Below are 19,156 nucleotides of genomic sequence, written 5' to 3'. Positions count from 1 at the left end.
TTATAGAACACCAACCAAGCTTTGATTTAATCATTAACATCACAAAGTTCATCTGCAAAGGAGGCCTGAATATTAATTAGCAAACCAGAATGGCCAATGTGCTTCTCGGTAAGTTTGCATTTGATAGTCCTCAGGCGAAACAATTACTCTCACCCTCCCGTGTGTGGCAGTAGTATATGTTTTAATGTTAAATTGATGATAACGACGAACAACATCTTGATGAGGCATATTCCAGCGATTTAAAAAGCCAGCGCTAAAAACAACCTGCTTTGGTGACACTGCTTGAATAAAAGACTGTGAAGAAGACGTTTTTGACCCATGATGTGGTGCAACTAATACATCTGAGTTTAATTTTTCTCTATAATTATCAACTAATGCTTGCTCAACTTTTTTTGAAATGTCCCCTGTCAATAACACACTAAACTTATCATCAGAGATTCTCACAACACAGGAGTCATCGTTATGATCAGCTTGACGTTCTGTAGGGTGTAATACTTCAAAAGTTAACCGGCCAATTTTTTTAATTTCACCTATTAAGCATGAGGTATATTGCTTTTTATGATTAAACATTAATTCGTTTACTTGAAGGTGCGTTTCAAGGAATGCTTGACCGCTAGCATGATCATTATCATCATGACTGATGATTAACAAATCAATAATAGAAATCCCTTCATAATTTAAATAAGGCTTAATCACTGACTTAGCCATCGAAAAACCACTTGGATAAGTTGCGCCAGTATCATAAACAATCGTTTGCTCATTTGTGCGAATTACCACAGATAAGCCCTGACCAACATCAAGTATATCGACAAGCCAAACCGAGTTTCTGCTTGGCTTATTATTTACATATGCAAAACCGGTTAACATCAACGAAACGCCACACACCGAGTAGATAAATATCCGTTTTTGAAAAGTAACCAATAGTAGTATTACGCTCACAACCACCAACACTGACAATGTTAACCATGTTGTATGATCTATTGATACGCTTGCCCATGACAGCTTTGCAACGCCATCAAGCCACTGCCACAACACGGTTAAACTTAATTGTGCTAACGAGATTAATACAGTTGCGCTAGTTTCATTGATAACACTGGCAATTACAGAAAATAATGTGAGCGGTACACACACTAAACTCACCCATGGCACCGCTATGATGTTGGCAAAGATAGCAACTAACGACACTTGATACTGCATAGAAGACGTTAAAGGCAAAAGTGTAAAAATTAAAAAGCCTTGAAAGCTCAAGGCATACAGTACCACGTGAAAATACCGAGTAAAAATCGAATTATGATCAGATTTAACATGCTTTTTATAACGCCAAATAAATAACAAAATGGTGCTTACTGCTGAAATGGATAACCAAAAGCTCGCAGATAAAAGACTAAAAGGAGAAAACAAAACGACCATAAACATCGTTAACAGAATTAACCTTGTCGCGGTAAATTTTGTCGCTAATAGTTTTGCACACCACAAAATAATCAGCATAATTGCCGCACGAATTGTGGGTTGTGAAAAACCAGCTATGTAGGCGTAAGATGTTACAAAAATAAGAGTCAATAAGGTAATAAACAGCACTTGTGAACTAACCGTTAATGTTTTCGAAATTCGCGAAGAACTGAGAACTATTAATGATAGTAAACGCAGTATTAACTTACTAAACCCGTAACTCAACATGGCAACAACCCCTAAATGCAACCCTGAAATCGCAATTAAATGCTGTGCAGCTGTTGCATTGAGCACCTGCCACTGTGCCTCTGATATTTGATGTTTTAAACCAAAGGTTAACGCTAGTAATAAAGCATTGTTTTGATGTGTTGGTAACAAACTTTGATAATGTTCATAAAGACGTTGTCTGACACTAACTTTCGATGTACTCGACTCTACCCCTTTAATTACATACCCTGTTGCATGAATATTATGTTGTCTTAACCACGTTTGGTAATGAAAACCGCCTTCGTTGGCAAACCCATGCGCCGGTTTTATTTTTATTTTTAATCGCCACTTTTGCCCTTGTTTCAACCCATTTTTATGACTTTTCCAACTAAGCCTTACATTAATCGGCTGATTAAGCACTTGCCCAGAAAATTGTGTTATTGAAAAATTAAAGCGTTGAGTTTTTTTCTTGATTTGAGGAATACTAAGCACCTCACCAATTACTGTATAAGACGCTTTATGTAATAACTCAGTTGAAATATTATTATTCTGCCATATGTCTTCATACTGGGCGCCATGATAAAGTAACCATGCAATTCCCAAACAAAAGCAAGCTAGGCTTTTATTTGTCAAAAAAATACCAACAATTAGACTTAAAAGCGTAAACAAAAGCACATAAAATAAACTTGGCACTATTGGTAAAAAAAGTGACAATAGCGCCCCTATGAGAAATGACGATAACCAACGATCCATCGTGATTGAAATCCTTAACTTGATAAATTAGACGTCCATGCCTAAGAAAACGATTAAAAAGCTGCTGCCAGATCATCAAAAAATCAAAGCAAATAAGCATTTGCAGATCTTTGGCGACTTACTTCACAACGGTAATCTATGGCATCTAAATCGTCGTTCTGTCGCTAAAGCGTTTGCTGTAGGCCTATTTTGCGCTTTTATTCCTATTCCTTTTCAAATGGTGTTAGCAGCAGGCTTAGCTATTATAGTACATGCAAATTTACCGCTATCTATCGCGTTAGTGTGGATCACCAACCCTGTCACCATGCCGGCAATTTTTTATTTTTGTTATGTGGTAGGTACGTGGATTTTAGGCAAACAAGAGCAAGCTTTTGCGTTTGTTCCAAGCTGGCAATGGGTTGTTGACAGCGTTTCAACCATAGGCCCGTCATTTTTACTCGGCTGCGCAGTACTATCGATATTATTTTCTTTAATTGGCTATTTTGGTATTCACGGCCTTTGGCGTTATTCCGTGAATAAAGCGTGGAAAAAACGCATGAAAAGGTGATTGATAAAGCGGTTAACAATAACCGCTTTTGGGAGCCGTAGTTATTTTCTTGCAATCAAATGCACGGTACTTGTTGAGCGCTCAATAAACGCGCCTTCACAATAAGCAAAATAATACAGCCATAAGCGTTTGAATTCTTCGTCATAACCTAAGGTGGATAGTTCTGGCCAAGCCTTTAAAAAAGCTTTACGCCAATCTGCTAACGTTTTTGCATAATGTAGCCCTATATCATGCAACTCTTCCATCACCAACGACGTATGCTTGGTCAGTTGCTTTGTTAGCTCATTAATTGAAGGTAAAAAACCTCCTGGGAAAATGTATCGTTGAATAAAATCAACATTCTTTCGATAATAATCAAAGCGCTGATCAGCAATAGTTATCGACTGTATCAGCAATTTACCGCCTGGTTTCAACCGAGCGTGACACTGTTGAAAGAAGCTCGGTAGGTAATCATAGCCAACAGCTTCTATCATTTCTATCGACACGAGTTTATCGTATTCACCGGTTAGCATACGGTAATCTTCTTTCAATAAAGTAATACGATCTTCTAAACCTAATGCCTTTATCTTTTCTGTCGCGTATGCGTGCTGTGCATCAGAGATAGTTGTTGTGGTGACTTTACAGCCATAATGCATTGCCGCATGAACGGCTAATCCGCCCCACCCTGTACCTATTTCTAACAAGTGGTCAGTTTCGTGCAATGACAGTCGTTGACAAATAGTATCTAATTTGTGTTTTTGTGCTTCCGCTAAGCTTGCCTTTTCGGATGGATAAATAGCGGCGGAATAAACCATTTCTGGATCTAAAAAGCGTGAGTAGAGTTCGTTACCCAAATCGTAGTGTGCAAGAATGTTGCGTTTTGAGCCTTGTTGACTGTTTCGATTAAAACGGTGATAAATCGCATTTTTTAACTTACCAAGCCAAGAAGCATTTTTCTCAAGTTCATCTGTCAGTTGCTGTGCACGAGCAAAAATTTGTATTACTTTTGTGAGGTTTGGTGAGCTCCATTTTCCATCAATAAAAGCTTCTGCAGCACCTATGCTACCACCACGAACGAAGTCACGATAAGTCGATGTATCATGAACAACAATGGTGCCAGTAATACTTTCAGAGTTGGTTCGATTCTCTGGAAACCTATAGGTAGAAGAACCTTGAATAATTTCAATACAACCGAACTGAATTTTGTCTAATACTGAAAACACTAGATCACGACAACGTTTGTTTATCCAAGTTTCTGCTGGCTCTTTAACCTTACTTTCTACAAGTTGCTCCACACTAAGCTCCTACTGCTATAATCTTTTTTTCTGCTGATAAGAAACAAACGGTATTTTTTTTAAAAATAACTTTAATGCTTGCCAATAAATGCCCGTTACAATTGACAAAGACATCGCTGGCAATTGACACCAGGTTTTCATTAATGTTTTTGCTGCTAAGGGTTGTTTCTTCAACCTTAAATGGGCATCAAATACTTTTAACTTATCACCTTGATTCATTTTTCTGTTTTCTATATGGATCAACAAATTATCGTCCATATGTTCTGGGGGCTTAACTTGCCATAAATAGTGCATGTCTAAATCCATAAAGGGCGAGACATGAAATGCTTTTTCGTTGATCTTTTTACCTTGTAAGTCAACCAAGTAATAATGGCGTTCATTCCATGGTGTATTACTCACTTCCGCTAACATATAGCGGCATTGCCCATAATCGTCGTAACAAAAATAAAAATTTGCTGGACTAAAGTAAATGCCAAAGCTTCTTGCTTGAACGAGCATCACAACTTGCGAGATAGTAGACGTACCACCCAGTGCCCTCACTTTATCTATAATACGTACCTTAAGAGATCCTGGTTCACCTGCTAGGTAATCTTTTTCAACAAATCTTATTGGCTGCCACCACTTTTTACCGAGTAAACGTGAGGCTGAAAACGCTTGCTCAAGCTTATCGACATTGAGTGCAAGCATATACAAGCGATAAGAAAATTGATGCCGCTTTGGCGTAAACCTTCTGTGCTGAATACTTCCAACATAAACATAGGAGTTTAACGGGGTAAACGTGTGCGTTTTCATTCGCTGTCTTCTGATAAAAAGCAATCAAACCTAGCAGCAACATCAAGCGCACTTCTTACGCCATCTTCATGAAAGCCATTATACCAATAGGCTCCACAAAAATGCGTGTTGCCAACACCACATACTTCGCTACGTCGTTGCTGTGCTTCCAACGATTGCACAGAAAATACAGGGTGATGATACGTAAATTCTCTGAGTATTTTTTCTGGGGCGATTGCTGCTTTTTGATTAAGCGTCACGCAAAATGTATGTTCAGTGTCTAATCCCTGCAATATATTCATGTTATAGGTAACGCTTGCAGGTTTTGTTCGGTTATCACTTAATTGATAATTCCAACTTGCCCAAGCCTTCTTGCGCACTGGTAACAATGTTTCATCAGTATGCAACACCACTGAATTGGCCGCATAAGGCATCGCTGAAAGTATTTCCCTTTCTGCCGGTGTTGGTGCATCTAGTAACGCAAGAGCCTGATCTGAATGGCAAGCAAACACTACGTCGTCAAATATCTGTTCAGATTTATCTTCAAAAACCAAGGTTACGCCATCGTCATGTCGTTGCACTGAACATATTTCTGCATCTACAGTAATACTATCTTTAAAGGGTGCGATTAAAGGCGCGAGGTAATTTCTAGAACCTTTGGGAATTACATACCACTGAGGCCTATCTGTCACATTTAACAAACCATGGTTATAGAAAAATTGAATAAAGAAACGCAGTTGAAACTGTTCCATTTGTTCCAATGAGCTCGACCAAATCGCCGCCCCCATGGGTAAAATATAATGCTCTGCAAAATATTGATTAAAGTCATTTTGTTGCAAGAAACCGCCTAAGGTTTCATGTTCAGAGATATCTTGTTGCTGAAAGACAGCTTTACAGAGTTTATTAAAACGCAATATATCGAATATTAAACGCCAAAACTTGGGGTTCAATATATTTCGCTTCTGCGCAAAAAGTGTTGCTAAGGTATGGCCATTGTATTCTAGCCCTGTATGACAATTATGCACTGAAAAGCTCATTTCAGTGGCTTGTTTATCAACACCAATGCTTGCGAGTAAAGCTAAAAAATTTGGGTAGGTTTTATTATTAAAAACAATAAAACCGGTATCGATTGCATATGATTTTCCCGCAACGGTTACATCAACAGTCGCCGTGTGCCCACCAATATTAGTTTGGCTTTCAAAAACACTAACATTGTGTTTTTTAGACAATAAATGTGCTGCGGTTAAACCTGATATGCCTGCGCCAATAACTGCTATACGCTTCATTAGTCATTACCTATTTACATCAAACGATGTCTTAAAAATTGAGGCATAAAAGCAAGTACTTTTAATAGCCATGTTAATCTTCTGGGAAAATGTATGTATTGTTTTTTCTTCATAACACCTTTATAGATGCGTTGAGCAGCTTCTGAAGCTGAAAGTATAAAAGGCATGTCAAAGGTATTTCTATCGGTTAAGGGGGTTTCAACAAAGCCTGGATGCACTAAACTTACACCGATTTGGTATTTTTCAAGATCAATTCTCAAACTGTTTGCCAGATAATTTATTCCTGCTTTTGATGCGCCATAGGCTTCAGCTTTAGGAAACGGTAATAATGTTGCCGCTGAACTGACAAATACCACTTGTCCACCCTTGTTCATTTTTGGCAAAAACGCAGCTAACACATTACCTAATGACGTTAAATTGGTATTGATAATGCGCGCAAAATTAGCGGCATCAAATGCCATAGCATCATCAATATAAGCACAATCGCCCGCATTTAATATCAGTATATCGATTGCATCTACCTGACTCGCCGCTAGGTTCACTTGCTCGATTTCATTAATGTCAAACGATAAAGGCTGACACCTAGTAGAATGTTCCTTAAGCTCTCGAAGCTTTTCTTCATTGCGGCCACATGGATACAGGGTGTGACCGTGTTTACTGAAAAGAGCAAATAGCGCTGCTCCGATACCTGAAGTAGCACCGGTAATTAGTACATTTTTGTCAATGTTCATACTGTTTTTATCCGCGCTTTTAGCCAAGAAATAATTCGTCCTAGAATAGGAACATGTTGGTACAGCATTTGACCTAAATCGAGATAATCTCGATGGTAAATAACTTTCCCTCCCTTTGCTTCTAAGTAGGAATGCCCTTCAACGACAATCGGCTTGCCGCTATTTAGCTTTGTATGTTGATAAGTCATCGACCAGTACACAGCGGCATGCTGATGTTGATAGAAAGATTGGGTAATCTTAAATTGGCAATATGCTACGTTTTCGTAGAGTTCGCTAAAGTATTTTGTCAAATTAACCAAGCCATTTATTTCGTGCATAGGGTCAATAAAAGCAACATCATGGTGATAGATTAGTGCGAGCTCTTCAAAAGAACTATCCGCAGAAAGAGATTGATAGGTATCACAGAAGTTTACCAACCACGCTGGTCTCTGTTCTATACCATGTTCAGATACTTGCTCAATATGTCGTCGCAAAATGAGTCCCCAGATGCTGCTCTATAAAATTCGTTTATCGATAAAATGCTAGCGCTTGTTCTCTCGCCACTTTATGATCAACAATTGCCGGCCAATAAGCTATATCAGAATGAGACTTCATATAACTATGCGGAAAGTGAACATGCTTGTCAGGCACTTTATCAAGCTCTGGTAAATACTTACGTACAAACTCACCTTTAGGATCAAATCTTTCCCCTTGTCGGATCGGATTAAAAATTCTAAAGTACGGCTGCGCATCACACCCTGTGCTCGCTGCCCATTGCCAGCCACCATTATTTGCAGCAAGATCACCATCAATTAATTTTGACATAAAGTATTGTTCACCTAGTCGCCAATCAATTAATAAATGTTTAGTGAGAAAACTCGCAACGACCATTCTCAAGCGATTATGCATCCAGCCAGTTTGATTGAGTTGACGCATCGCAGCATCAACAATGGGGTAACCCGTTTGTCCTAAACACCACGCATCAAATTTCGCTTTATCATACGGCCAAGTAATGTTTGCATATTTATCATTAAACATTTTATGCCGACACAGTTTAGGAAAATGATGCAACAGATGACGATAGAAGTCGCGCCAAATGAGTTCATTAAGCCATGAAAACGCAGGACTATCATGCGCAGTTAATAAATCTGGATGTTTGTTCAAAATTAATTGTAGTAAATACCTTGGGCTTAACGCGCCGATAGCTAAATAGGGTGATAGACCTGATGTGCCTTTGATGGAAGGTATATCTCGAAATTCATGATATTGGTCATGTTTGTTAGCAAAAAAGGCAGGAATAGTATGCGCTTCAACTTCATCAATTAATGGCCATTGCGACGACGAGTTGTCACCCTGTAAAACGTCGTTATTTGCATGGTTGACTGGTTCATCATTAATTTCAATGGCAGTTGTTCGCTTGTCTGGTTTGCCCAAATATTCAACACCATCATTTTTTACATGACGTAACCAAGCACGCTTAAAAGGGGTGAACACTTTAAACATTTCACCCGTTTGATTAAGTACTTTCCCTTTACTAACAATAACGTCTGCTTCAAATAACGTTAATGTTACCCCCTTACTTTTTAATTTTTCATCCCGCTGTCTTTCGTTAATCTCAAGTTCTTCATTTGCAATAAAATGAATTGCAGAGCCTTGTTCATTTTCATTGATAATAAACTCAACTTGTTGTTCAAAGTCATCAACGTGATAAACCTCTAATTGCACACCTAGTTCATTTAACTGTTTGCTCAGTAACGCTACGTGTCGTTTAATCAAATCAATTTTAATACGCGACCAGTGATGTTGGTGCCATTGAGCTGGCGTTAACAAATAAATAGCCCGATCGCCGGATTGATAATGCATTAAAAAATGGTGCAAAGCTGGATTATCATGCACGCGTAAGTCGTTTCTAAACCAAAGTATTTGCATAACGTCTCATATGCCAAAATGTATGTTAATCAAAGAAATGAATATCGACAAAGACCATGTAGTCTTCATCGATATAGGTTAAATTAATAGCCGTAGCGTAGCTTTAAACTTTCTGGGTACGGGTTTAAATAAGTCTGCTTAGCCAGATACGACTTGGGGTGTGACAATAAATAATGCTTTATCAAGGTTAAAGGCACGAAAAGTGGCACTAAACCAGTGCGAAACGCTTCGATTTGCTGACAAAGTTCTTGCCTTTGCTCTGGCGAAAGGTGCTTTGAAAAATAACCTTGAATATGCGACAACGTATTTGCATGGTTTTTTCGCGTTGCTTTGATTCTCAAGGCTGCCATTAAGCCCGTAATATATTGTTGTGCAAGCTCTTCGATAGGCAGTTCATTGCTAGCAAGTAATTGCCCTAGCTTTTTATAGGCAACAAGATCATGACTCATCACCGTATATTTATATTCACTATGAAATGTTGTTAGCTTGTGTTTTGTTAACCCTGATTCAACCAATGACTGCCAATGCTTATAAGCAAAAACTCTAGCAACAAAGTTTTCTTTAATTATTGGATCGTTTAAACGACCATTTTCTTCACACGGTAACAATGGATTTGCCGCCATAATCTGCTCGGCAAAAGCCCCCACCCCAGTAGCAGGAAGTGGATTACCTTCAGGTGAGTAAATTTTTACACGCTCCATACCGCAACTTGGGCTTTTGGCACAAAAAATAAAGCCACTAAAGCTATCCGCAAATTTAGCGATTTTTTTGCCATATGCTGATAATGCTTCTGTCACATCTCCACTACCATCAGGTCTTGCCACTTTGATAACATTATCTTTTTCAATTAACCTGATCGTAGGCCTAGGTACAGGTAAACCAATAGCAACTTCAGGGCAAAATGTTTTAAAAGTGACGTGTTGCGCCAATTCTTTCATACAGAAATTTGAAGGTTTATTACTCGCATCAAAACGAACTTTTTCACCAGCAATACAAGCGCTTATTCCAACTGTAATGTCTTTTTTATCAAATGAACTATGCATAATTTCACCTGTTAATAAATAAAGTTACCAATAGGGTTAAGCAATTTATTAATCCCTTGTGTAAATTTTTGCGGTGCATTGGCTACCGTATAACACAAACACCCTTGAGCCGACACTGGGTTATGTTCGTGCTGACCATCAAGCATAATAAAGTCGCCTGGAAAATACTCACCCATTTCATCAGTAAAGCTACCTTCAACCAATACAGTAAGTTCAAAGCCATTATGTGTATGCATGGGCACGCCACCGCCTGGCTCAATGTGCACTAAGCTTGTATGAATTTCACCTTCATCCAACATTACTCTGGCCCGTGAAAGCTTACCAATACTAGCGGTATTGGTTATTTCCATATTTTGTATAGCTCTGGGTAGTTCATATGTTGTGTCGCGTAACGTTATCGTTTTTGCTTCAACGGGTTTAGCTATTGTTATACTGTCATCTTCACAAATATTGTTGATCATTTGCTCAAAATCAACTGATATAGCGTTTTGATTACTTAATTGATCAATGTTTAATAAATCCTGATCATGATCAAAACTCACTTCCGCCAATTGCTCAGTTAATAGGCTAATCTGTTTTTTACATTTCTCGCATTTATCCGCGTGAATGCTAATACCAGCAGCCAGTGATGCCAGTAACTCTCCTGCCACATAGGCAGTTAACATTTCAAAGGTAGGATGATGCTTAATCATGGTGTTCTCCTAACTGCGCCTTTAGTTTCGCTAAGGCTAGGCGTAGTCGTGATTTTATTGTGCCTAAAGGTAAACCAAGGTGATTGGCAAGTTGCTCTTGCGACATCTCCATAAAGTAAAAGCCTTTAATCACTTGCTGCTGATTTTCAGGAAGTGTTTCTATAACAGACAATATGTTATTTTGTGCGAGATGATCTTCAAACGGTTCATCTTCTGATGCTGACTGTTCAGCTAATGGCCAAATGTCATCGCTTAAGGTATCTTCACGGTTACTTTTAACTTTTCTCAGCATGTCAAAGGTAACATTTCGCATTACCGTATATACCCACGTCGTGGGTGCTCCTTTTTGGGCGTCAAATAAGTGAGCTTTACGCCAAATATTAGACATGGTCTCTTGCACTATTTCACTTGCTTGCGCTTCACTACCAATTTTGTTTTTAGCGATACGCAAAATTTTAGGGGCAAAAAACTTAAACAGTTCGCTAAATGCCGCTTTGTCTCGATGATTTGCAACAGATATAAGCCATTGACTTAACTGTTGATGTTCAGTTGAATCGATCATAGCTTTAGGTTTAACACTTGAAGCTGTAACTGACAAGCTTATTTGCCCTGTAACCATCTTTAATACTTCCAAGAATATATATAATAGCCAATACGCAGCAATTAAGTGACTGGATCACTCAACGTTAATTTATTTTTCTACTAAGACAATATTTGCAATAAATTGCTTCGCCATTGGATAAGAGTTTTGTTGAGCAAATATCATTTTTTCCTCAAGTGTGATCGGTAGCAACTCTACCCAACGCGACATTATCCAATTAGCATTGTCATTAAAACCAGATTGATAGAGATCACTCAGTAAGTTATTTTCTTCAAATATTTTTAACAATGATTGTGACAACCTGTTTGTTACGTCATCATAACGTTCTTCAGGCCAATGATTTTGAGGAACAATATCGGCGTACTTTAATTTGTATTTATCTTCTGAAAGTTCCGAGACTGAAACGATTGACTTACATTTAACATCAATCGTTAACACGCCATGTTTATCTTGATCAAAATTAATAATATCAACCCAGCTCGCCCAATTTTCCACACCTTTATGCTCGCCACTAACCGTCGACAAAATGGCAAAGCCATGCTCTTTGATTGCCAATTTCACCATCTTTAAATAGCGTTGTTCAAAAATGCGTAACCGTGTAATTCCTTGTGGTAGCAGAAATACAGGCAGTGGAAATATTGGTAACTTCATTAATATCTTTTATTGATGTCTTTGTAGTTATTACGTAACTACCTTAGGTTTTGATCACAAAAAAGTACCTAAATTAAAGAAAAATTAACATGCATATTTTATAAATACTCAGTGAAAATATAATTCACTTGTCAATTCCTTCTCTCACATAGGTCGCAAAGTACTACGGCAAGTTTTTGAATTGGATCAAATTATTATCGTTAAAAAATATAAAAGTTTTTAAGTGATCTACACTTAGAAAATACACGTATTAATTAAGTTATTTAGTTCATGGGTGATAAACAGTGCGAATATTAATGACAGGTGGAACAGGCTTGATAGGACAAGTCCTGATAAAGCAATTATTATCTGATCAAGACAATCAGATCTCAGTGTTAACTCGCTCACCTGATAACGCCACTGCTCGCTTAGGTAGCGCAATTAATCTTATAACTAGCCTTAATCAAACGCTAATCGATCAAACAGATATTGTTATTAACCTTGCAGGAGAACCCATTGCTGATAAACGATGGACAACGAGCCAAAAACAAAAGATTTGTCATAGCAGATGGGATTTGACCGGTAAAATTGTTGAACTCATCCAACAAAGTGAAACACCACCTCACACATTACTGTCTGGCAGTGCCGTAGGCATTTATGGCAGGCAAGGAAATTATCAAATAGATGAAACCTTTACGCAATACTATCCAGAGTTTTCACATGAGATCTGCAAACAGTGGGAAGACATTGCGTTAAAGGCACAATCATCGTCTACGCGTGTATGTCTGTTAAGAACAGGCATTGTTCTTTCTACAACTGCGGGTGCTCTTAACAAAATGTTACTACCATTTAAGCTTGGTTTAGGTGGAAAGTTTGCCAGCGGCGAACAAGTCATGAGCTGGATACACATTGACGATATGGTTAACGCAATTATCTATTTAATGGAGCAAAAAGCTATTAACGGTGCAGTAAATATGACAGCACCGAATGCCGTCACTAATCAAGTATTTAGTGAAACACTAGCAAAACAACTATCTCGCCCATGCATATTTACAACTCCTAGTTTTGTGTTGAAGCTTATTTTTGGTGAAATGTCAGACTTATTTATCCACGGTCAAAACGTTGTGCCCAAGAAATTATTGGCCAATGGGTTTCAATTTGAGTATTCGCAACTAAACAGCGCGTTACTGGATTTACTTAGCGATTAGAGCACTGTTGAACAGACTTATCGAAAAATAACGTTATATGTGCAACCGTTATTCCGTACTTATTCATGGCAGTTTTATTCATCACGCGATTGTCATCTAATTGATACATCCAGTCATCCATTGAGAACCGGATCACATCGTTATCAATCGGAATATCGAGCTCATATTGCCAATTAAACGCCATACCAACTTGTTGCCCTTTAGCAGTGCCTATTACATCATGGGCTTGACCATTATATTTACCATTAGCTTCAAGGTTAAGTTGCCAAACACGCTTAGACACTTCACCATCTAAAAAATAAAACGTTTCATCAAGTTCACCTTTATTACCCAGCCAAGTGCCAATAATTTCAACGCAGAATCGACGTGATACTTTATTGTTGTACTTATTAACCATGCCCCAACCCACGAGCTTGCCCGAAAAATAGCTTTTAATGTCTAATTTAGGTGAGGTATTTCGATAATCACTCACATCACTGCTGCAACCGATTAAACAAGTGGCAATGACTAAAGACGTTAATACATTATTCATTGATTTCTCCTATTAGACGTTTGCGAAGTGCTGGCTGACTTGTTTTTTCAGAAAGCCATATTGCAAGAAATACCTCTGCAAATTTTGTATCTTCTATTGTGCCAAGTAATTCACCATTAAAATAAAAATGACTTTGATTATTGGCATAAAGCAAAGCTAAGGAATCACCCTTCTCAATGTTTGGCCAAAGAACACGCAAAGTATCAAGATACTTACCATACTGCTCCTTTGTAAAACCTAAGTATTGCCATTGCTCTACGGTATTTTCGAGTAAATCATCCCGTGTAATATCTTTCAAATAATGAATGTCCAGCAATAAAGGTTGGTTTGAAGTTGTGCTGTAACTCCCGTCTTGTGTATAAAGTTTACTTTCATAAATATCCCAAAACATGAATGAGAAGGTCGCCTTACCAACTTGTGTTAATTCTGATTTAATCTTGTTGATAGCCAATAGATTAGCTTGTGCCGTACTCATCATTAATAAGCATAGAAATACGATAGATTTAGCTGACACGGTGACGCTCCTTGTCAAGCAAATAGTTTTCTAACGAGAACGCTAACATGATAAATAATGGCCAAATAACAGACAGCAATAACATCGTCGGTAGTACACCCCAAGCAAACTTGACGGCTGATAACTGAAAGCCGACAAAATAGCTTAAGGGCGCAAAGAACATGGGTAGCGTTACCTGTAACCAACGAGTCGTTTTGAGTTGTTGTGGCGCTCGCAATAAAAGACAACTAAAGCATGCCCAAAGTACTATTAGCCAATAAGGAATAAATGTTTCGTTAGGGAATCTAAAGATGCCTAAGACAGTTAAAATGTTATCTATACTAATCCCGAGAAAGGTGATAACAGCAGCTAAATAAAATTCATGCCTCGTCAGTTTCTTGTGCCATGCAAAAGCACCCAACCAAAGTAAAGCTAAGATTATTGCAGCATTGCCGTAAATGACTAACGCCAACCATAGTAAATTAAACAAGATAAAGTGGATCAACATAACGGTAAAAAATTGGTGATATTAATTACCGTTACGTCTTAATAAAGGATAAAGATCACCTTAGAAGCAGATCCATTGACGAACTTATACTTGGCCCAACACTTGGGCAGGATCAATTTTCGTTGCTCGCCATGCGGGGTAAACAGTAGCCACTAACGTTAGCAACAACGCCGTGCAAACAGTTAGATAGATGTCAGCACTATTCACTTCTGTCGGTAAATAATCGACAAAGTATACATCGCCTGATAATAACTTAGCGCCAAAAAAAGATTCTAAAATTCGCGCAATGTCAGTTAAATTTAGCGCGAGTACTGTGCCGACAATACCACCAATGAAGGTACCAACAAGTCCATTCCTTAACCCCTGTAGTATAAATGTCATCATAATGGTTTGAGAACGCGCGCCCATGGTTTTTAAAATTGCGATATCACTTTTTTTATCGTTTACGGCCATAATCAAGGTTGAAACAATATTAAAACTTGCTACCGCAATCACAAGCACTAAGACAATAAACATCACCATTCTGACAAGTTGAATATCGTTATATAAATGCCCTTGAGAATAGGTCCAATCATAAATATACACATAAGCATCTGTTTTATAAGCAACTTGCTTTGCAACTTTCGCCGCATCGAATACTTGCTCAACCGTTAAGCGAATACTCTGCACCTGATGAGACTCATAGTGCATAATATCCTGACCTTGAGATAGCGAAATATACGCTTGTTGTGCATCTATCTCACCACCAAACTTAAATATTCCAACGACAGTAGCATTGCGTTTGCTCATCGCATTAAATTGACGTTTTACTTGCACTTCTTGACGCATAGGCGGCAATAGAATTTGTAACTGCTCACCGACTTTCACACCTAATTTATCAGCAGTGGCTTGTCCAATAATAATGCTGTTTTCTTTTAATAAATGTTGCCAATCACCATCGACCATATGATGTGAAATTGCCGAGACTTGCTGTTCCAGTTGTACATCAACGCCACTTAACTCTACGCCCTTTAACTTATCTTTATGTTGCAACATTCCTTGTACTTTTATTAACGGAGCTGCAGCCACAACATTTGGTTGTTGATTGGCATTATTTACTTGCTGTTGCCAATGATTTATCGGTTCATTGACGCTAACAAGTTCTGCATGGGGAACCACAGATAATAAATGTTGCGCTAATGCCCTTTCAAACCCATTCATAGCACTTAACACCAAAATTAAGATGGCAACGCCAAGCGCTATTCCAATGGTTGATGATGCAGAAATAAAAGAGGCAAAACCACTATTTTTTTTCTGGCTGATATAGCGTCTTGCTAAAAAATAACTGAGTGATTTAGCCATCGACTAGCTCTTCTACATTAACAAGCACACCATGATCTAATTTAATTTGTCTATCCATTTTTGCTGCCAAGGTTAAATCATGTGTAACAATAATGAAGCTGGTATTTAATGTGCGATTGAGCGTTTTCAACAGTTGATAAATTTGCTCAGCAGTATCGAAGTCTAAATTACCCGTTGGTTCATCGGCCAACACTAATGCCGGCTTTGTCACTAAAGCCCGAGCAATCGCAACCCGTTGTCTTTCTCCACCCGATAATTCTGAAGGACGATGTGCTAAACGATGAGACAATCCTACTTGCGCTAACATTTCAGAGGCTAACTTCTCAGCTTCATTTTCCTGTAGGCCTCGGATCAACAATGGCATTGCCACATTTTCTAACGCGGAAAACTCCATCATTAGGTGGTGAAACTGATAAATAAAACCAATATGTTGATTTCTAAACTTTGCTTTCTTTTTCTCGCTTAATGTATGAATGTCAGTGCCATTGATAAATACTTGTCCTGAACTAGGGCTATCTAACCCACCGGCCAAATGCAAAAGCGTACTCTTGCCACTGCCAGAGCTACCTACTATCGCTAATAACTCACCAGATGCAACAGTAAGATCAACCCCCTGTAATACAGAAGTTTCCATTGTTCCTTGTTGGTAAACTTTAGTAAGTTGTTTACAAATCAAACCATTACTCATTACGAAGTACCTCCGCAGGCTGGGTAAGTGATGCACGATAGGCAGGGTATAGCGTTGCAATGAAACTCATCGCTAATGCCGTGAAAGAAATCATAAAAATATCACTCAACTGCATGTTAATAGGTAGAGACTGCGAGAAACCACTACCAAACATATTAATATTAAAATACGTTATCAGGTTATTTAAATTTAACGTTAATATCACCCCGAAAATGGTACCCAACATAACGCCCCAAACACCATTAATAAGCCCTTGCGCCATAAAAATCTTGATAATACCGCTTCTATCCATACCAAAGGTTTGTAAAATAGCGATTTCTCCTTGTTTATCAATTACAACCATTACTAACGCAGAAACAATATTGAAGGCAGCAACAGCTATAATTAAACTTAGCATTAGCCACATCATGTTTTTTTCCATACTAACAGCCGAAAATAACGTACCCTGCGTTGAACGCCATGTACTAAATTGGTAGTTTGAAAAGTCGTTTTGGTTAGCTTCAACCAGAGAATCAGCAGCAAAAGCGTCATCTAAGTATAAACGTAAATGGCTAATGGAATCTGCAGGATAGCGCAGTAACTTACTAGCATCTCGACGATGAATATAAATAACCCAATCATCTACTTGTGAGCGCATATTAAAAATACCACTAATGGTAAACGTGCGTTGTACTGGAATGCGTCCCATGGGGGTGAATAAGGTTTTTTCGGGTACCACAACACGAATGGTATCCCCCATTGAAACAGATAACTTTTGTGCTAATGATTGGCCAAGAATAACGGAGTACTTTTGATTGGTTAGATAACTTAACTGCCCTGCAACCATATGATTGAAAACAATATTATTTCTTTCTTCATTAGGTTCAATACCTTGTAACAGCACGCCACGCAGCGTTTTATTGGATAACACTAACGCTTCTGTTTCAATAATTGGAGTGACATGAGTGACGTGTTCAAGTGTGGAAAGTTTCGTGTGTAAATCGCGCCAATGATTCATCGGCTGATTATTTTCACTGACCAACACATGCGGCACAATACCTAAAATACGTTTTTTTAATTCCCCTTCAAAACCATTCATTACAGAAACTACCGTAATGAGCGCGCTGACGCCCAGTAAAATACCCACAATAGAGAAAAAAGTAATAAAGGAAACAAAGCCTGAACGCTGGCGACTTCTGCTATAACGAAGTCCGATAAAGAAACTAACCGGCTGAAACATTATTTTTCTATGCTAAATTAAGCTATTTGAATCAGCCAAGCATAACATAACAAACGCTGAGTTAATAACGCCTATTATGCTGTTTTTGTTAGTGTTCGATTAAAAAACTCTACTGACATTCCATTAACACGTAATGCTAACGCAGGATCGTATCTGTCGCCTTCATCACGCATAAACGCGTGTTGTGCATTAAATTCATGCCAGGTGAACGTATTGGCTGAATTAAGTAACTTTTTGTGTATCTTCATTCTACCTTCGTCAGGTACATGTGGGTCTTGTTTACCCCAAATCATCATTAACTCACCTTTTATATCAGGCGTACGCGTTAATGAATCATTATGCTCTTCGCAAGGAAGCGTATTTGAATGAATATCGGTTGCATATAAACACACCGCAGAGAATACCTTACTATTTAATGCCGCACGGTAAGCTAAATGACCACCAATACACACGCCCATTGTACCTATAGCCCCGGTACAATAGGTTTGCTGATTTATAAATTCCACCAACGCCTTGGTATCTGTGTCATGGCTTTCTAACGGCTTTGCCCATTTATCATTATTTCCCTTATCCTTGCCTTCATCGTCATAACCGAGCACTGTTCCTAGCGGGTTTAATTCGTGAAAGACTTCCGGTACTAAAACAACAAAGCCATGACCGGCCATAATCGCTGCCGTTCTGGCAATCGGCGCTGTTTGTTGAAAAATTTCAGAATAAAAAATAATGCTAGGATACTTGCCGCCAGCTTGTGGGCGATAAATATAAGTTCGCATAGGCCCTGTAGCCGTATTTATATCAATAACATTTTTTTGAATGATCATCGGTTTGCGCTTTTAAATGGTTAATGTTCATTAAGTTAGTGTAGCGATATTCTCACATGATGGTAATCATTAAATAATTCATCAACCATTTCAATAAACATATCAACCGCTATTTGAAACGAACCTTATTGCCAATCATTTTAAGTGCGGGTACTCCTCGAATTAACGCTTCTCTTGCAAACGTTTGATGGCATTGAGGGCATTCACCTAACTTTTCGGTATGATCTTGAGCGATTCGTTCCGTAAAACACTTTATTAGTGCTCCTTTTCCGCCTTTTCTGTATTTAAATAATTTGCACTGACAAGCAGCACAAGAAATATCAACTGTTCTGCTCGGTCCTTTCGTATTAGGTTTTGCCATGTATTGAAGCTCTTCTTTTAAAAGATATTATAATTGTATTAAAAAAAGTGCGCATCATTCGCATTTTTTAAAATGGCTACTACAATCAACTAT

21 protein-coding genes are annotated in these 19,156 nt (G+C 38.3%); 2 read left to right on the top strand and 19 right to left on the bottom strand.

Annotated elements, in window-relative coordinates:
- Window positions 1-72 precede the first annotated feature (72 nt).
- Window positions 73-2,409, bottom strand: a complete 2,337-nt coding sequence (locus BI291_RS00840) for a DNA internalization-related competence protein ComEC/Rec2 (protein WP_074495490.1) — start codon at window positions 2,407-2,409, stop codon at window positions 73-75.
- 37 nt (window positions 2,410-2,446) lie between these two features.
- Between BI291_RS00840 and BI291_RS00835 the strand changes: the two genes are divergently transcribed.
- Window positions 2,447-2,956 (top strand): DUF2062 domain-containing protein, encoded by a 510-nt coding sequence (locus BI291_RS00835; RefSeq protein WP_074495489.1) that lies wholly within the window; start codon window positions 2,447-2,449, stop codon window positions 2,954-2,956.
- Between the two features lie 41 nt (window positions 2,957-2,997).
- Here BI291_RS00835 and BI291_RS00830 read toward each other — a convergent pair whose 3' ends face one another.
- The 10 genes from BI291_RS00830 to BI291_RS00785 form a co-directional block, all read right to left on the bottom strand.
- Window positions 2,998-4,230, bottom strand: a complete 1,233-nt coding sequence (locus tag BI291_RS00830) for a cyclopropane-fatty-acyl-phospholipid synthase family protein (RefSeq protein WP_074495488.1) — start codon at window positions 4,228-4,230, stop codon at window positions 2,998-3,000.
- Window positions 4,231-4,245: 15 nt separating this feature from the next.
- Complete coding sequence (locus BI291_RS00825) at window positions 4,246-5,022, bottom strand: DUF1365 domain-containing protein (protein WP_074495485.1); 777 nt, start codon at window positions 5,020-5,022, stop codon at window positions 4,246-4,248.
- Window positions 5,019-6,287 carry an NAD(P)/FAD-dependent oxidoreductase gene (locus tag BI291_RS00820; protein WP_074495482.1) on the bottom strand — a complete coding sequence of 423 codons (1,269 nt, stop codon included), beginning with the start codon at window positions 6,285-6,287 and terminating at the stop codon, window positions 5,019-5,021. The genes BI291_RS00825 and BI291_RS00820 overlap by 4 nt, the downstream gene beginning before the upstream one ends.
- A 14-nt stretch (window positions 6,288-6,301) precedes the next feature.
- Entirely contained in the window at window positions 6,302-7,018 is a 717-nt protein-coding gene (locus tag BI291_RS00815) for an SDR family NAD(P)-dependent oxidoreductase (RefSeq protein WP_074495480.1), read from the bottom strand.
- Entirely contained in the window at window positions 7,015-7,491 is a 477-nt protein-coding gene (locus BI291_RS00810; RefSeq protein ID WP_254849495.1) for a nuclear transport factor 2 family protein, read from the bottom strand. The genes BI291_RS00815 and BI291_RS00810 overlap by 4 nt, the downstream gene beginning before the upstream one ends.
- A 34-nt stretch (window positions 7,492-7,525) precedes the next feature.
- Entirely contained in the window at window positions 7,526-8,926 is a 1,401-nt protein-coding gene (phrB, locus tag BI291_RS00805; protein WP_074495478.1) for a deoxyribodipyrimidine photo-lyase, read from the bottom strand.
- Window positions 8,927-9,009: 83 nt separating this feature from the next.
- Entirely contained in the window at window positions 9,010-9,969 is a 960-nt protein-coding gene (locus BI291_RS00800; RefSeq protein ID WP_074495475.1) for a DUF523 and DUF1722 domain-containing protein, read from the bottom strand.
- Between the two features lie 11 nt (window positions 9,970-9,980).
- On the bottom strand, window positions 9,981-10,661 hold the full coding sequence (locus BI291_RS00795) for a ChrR family anti-sigma-E factor (protein WP_074495472.1): 681 nt from the start codon (window positions 10,659-10,661) through the stop codon (window positions 9,981-9,983).
- A complete protein-coding gene (locus BI291_RS00790) occupies window positions 10,654-11,280 on the bottom strand; it encodes a sigma-70 family RNA polymerase sigma factor (protein ID WP_074495470.1) in 627 nt (208 codons plus the stop codon). Before BI291_RS00790 ends, BI291_RS00795 begins: the two co-directional genes overlap by 8 nt.
- A 72-nt stretch (window positions 11,281-11,352) precedes the next feature.
- A complete protein-coding gene (locus tag BI291_RS00785) occupies window positions 11,353-11,913 on the bottom strand; it encodes an LON peptidase substrate-binding domain-containing protein (protein ID WP_074495468.1) in 561 nt (186 codons plus the stop codon).
- Window positions 11,914-12,197: 284 nt separating this feature from the next.
- Between BI291_RS00785 and BI291_RS00780 the strand changes: the two genes are divergently transcribed.
- Window positions 12,198-13,100 (top strand): TIGR01777 family oxidoreductase, encoded by a 903-nt coding sequence (locus BI291_RS00780; protein WP_074495467.1) that lies wholly within the window; start codon window positions 12,198-12,200, stop codon window positions 13,098-13,100.
- Here BI291_RS00780 and BI291_RS00775 read toward each other — a convergent pair.
- The 8 genes from BI291_RS00775 to BI291_RS00740 form a co-directional block, all read right to left on the bottom strand.
- Window positions 13,090-13,632, bottom strand: a complete 543-nt coding sequence (locus tag BI291_RS00775; RefSeq protein ID WP_074495466.1) for a DUF3833 domain-containing protein — start codon at window positions 13,630-13,632, stop codon at window positions 13,090-13,092. The genes BI291_RS00780 and BI291_RS00775 overlap by 11 nt on opposite strands.
- On the bottom strand, window positions 13,625-14,146 hold the full coding sequence (locus BI291_RS00770; RefSeq protein WP_083601798.1) for a chalcone isomerase family protein: 522 nt from the start codon (window positions 14,144-14,146) through the stop codon (window positions 13,625-13,627). Before BI291_RS00770 ends, BI291_RS00775 begins: the two co-directional genes overlap by 8 nt.
- A complete protein-coding gene (locus tag BI291_RS00765; RefSeq protein WP_074495462.1) occupies window positions 14,136-14,633 on the bottom strand; it encodes a DUF2878 domain-containing protein in 498 nt (165 codons plus the stop codon). Before BI291_RS00765 ends, BI291_RS00770 begins: the two co-directional genes overlap by 11 nt.
- Window positions 14,634-14,717: 84 nt before the next feature.
- On the bottom strand, window positions 14,718-15,974 hold the full coding sequence (lolE, locus tag BI291_RS00760; protein ID WP_074495461.1) for a lipoprotein-releasing ABC transporter permease subunit LolE: 1,257 nt from the start codon (window positions 15,972-15,974) through the stop codon (window positions 14,718-14,720).
- The gene (gene lolD, locus BI291_RS00755) at window positions 15,967-16,662 is read right to left on the bottom strand and encodes a lipoprotein-releasing ABC transporter ATP-binding protein LolD (protein ID WP_074495459.1); all 696 of its coding nucleotides are present in this window, start codon (window positions 16,660-16,662) and stop codon (window positions 15,967-15,969) included. The genes lolE and lolD overlap by 8 nt, the downstream gene beginning before the upstream one ends.
- Window positions 16,655-17,881 (bottom strand): lipoprotein-releasing ABC transporter permease subunit, encoded by a 1,227-nt coding sequence (locus BI291_RS00750; RefSeq protein WP_074495457.1) that lies wholly within the window; start codon window positions 17,879-17,881, stop codon window positions 16,655-16,657. Before BI291_RS00750 ends, lolD begins: the two co-directional genes overlap by 8 nt.
- A 74-nt stretch (window positions 17,882-17,955) precedes the next feature.
- Window positions 17,956-18,702, bottom strand: a complete 747-nt coding sequence (locus tag BI291_RS00745; protein WP_074495455.1) for a dienelactone hydrolase family protein — start codon at window positions 18,700-18,702, stop codon at window positions 17,956-17,958.
- Between the two features lie 109 nt (window positions 18,703-18,811).
- A complete protein-coding gene (locus tag BI291_RS00740) occupies window positions 18,812-19,063 on the bottom strand; it encodes a hypothetical protein (protein WP_074495453.1) in 252 nt (83 codons plus the stop codon).
- Between the last annotated feature and the right edge of the window lie 93 nt (window positions 19,064-19,156).

Source organism: Thalassotalea sp. PP2-459, from assembly GCF_001913705.1.
Classification (GTDB): Bacteria; Pseudomonadota; Gammaproteobacteria; order Enterobacterales; family Alteromonadaceae; genus Thalassotalea_C; species Thalassotalea_C hakodatensis.
The sequence above is the reverse complement of the archived record's forward strand: the minus strand, read 5'-3'. Positions and strand labels throughout refer to the sequence as shown.